Source organism: Mycobacterium sp. WUMAC-067 (genome assembly GCF_020217485.1).
Lineage (GTDB): Bacteria > Actinomycetota > Actinomycetes > Mycobacteriales > Mycobacteriaceae > Mycobacterium.
The window spans coordinates 1-882 of sequence record NZ_JAEKMI010000158.1; the positions used below are offsets into that span (position 1 = coordinate 1).

Genomic DNA, 882 nt, shown 5'->3' on the forward strand with positions numbered 1-882 from the left:
TGTCGGCGTCGTCTGAAAACTGACCCCGTGTCGACGCGGTGGTTTCTAGGTGCGGTCGCAACACTTCTCTAGATTCTGGAGGTTGTGTTGGCATCGTCGCGTCGGGTGAAGAAGGGGCCGGGACGTCGTCCGCAGTCGGCCAAGCGTCAGCGGTTCATGGAGTTGCGGGCTCGCGGGTGGAGCGTGCGGGCCGCGGCCCGCGAAGTCGGTGTGTCCCGGTCCGCTGCGACGAACTGGACACGCGGTTACAAGACCTACCGCAACGGCGTCGCGGTCGGGTTCGTCCCGCCGCTAGATCGACTAGCGGTCCGCCAGATCAGCACGCGATACCTGTCCCAGGACGAGCGCATCGAGATCGCCGATCTGCATCACTCAGGGCTGAGGGTGCGGACGATCGCCACCCGACTCGGTCGAGCGCCGTCGACGATTTCGAGGGAGCTACGGCGCAACGCACCAGCCGGCCGCGGATATCAGCCCTTCGATGCCCACCGGCGAGCCACCGCGCGACGAGCACGTCACCACCGCCGTCGGGTCGACACCAACGACCAGCTCGGTAACGCGGTCGCCGAGCTGCTTCTTCAGCGTTGGAGCCCCCAACAGATCAGCCGTCACCTCCGCCACCGCTTCCCCGATGATTCATCGATGTGGTTATGCCACGAAAGCATCTATCAAGCTGTCTATCAACCGAATTCACGTTTCATGCGGCCCTCGCGATTAGCGCCGCACCGACGCTCACCGCTGCGCACCGGTCGAGATCACCGCCGAGCGCATCACCGCCAGAGTTGCCGGCGGCCGCGGTTCCAGCAGCCGATGCTCACCATCCACGACCGGTCCTTCTCGGCTGTCGACCGGTCTGAAGCCGGCCACTGGGAAGGCGACCTT

Annotated in this window: 1 protein-coding gene; it reads left to right on the forward strand. The window is 65.3% G+C overall.

Annotation, left to right across the window (positions count from 1 at the left end; genetic code table 11):
* Positions 1-156: 156 nt before the first annotated feature.
* Positions 157-882 (forward strand): IS30 family transposase (locus JF781_RS27985; protein WP_231112275.1); only part of this gene is annotated, 726 nt, incomplete at its 3' end.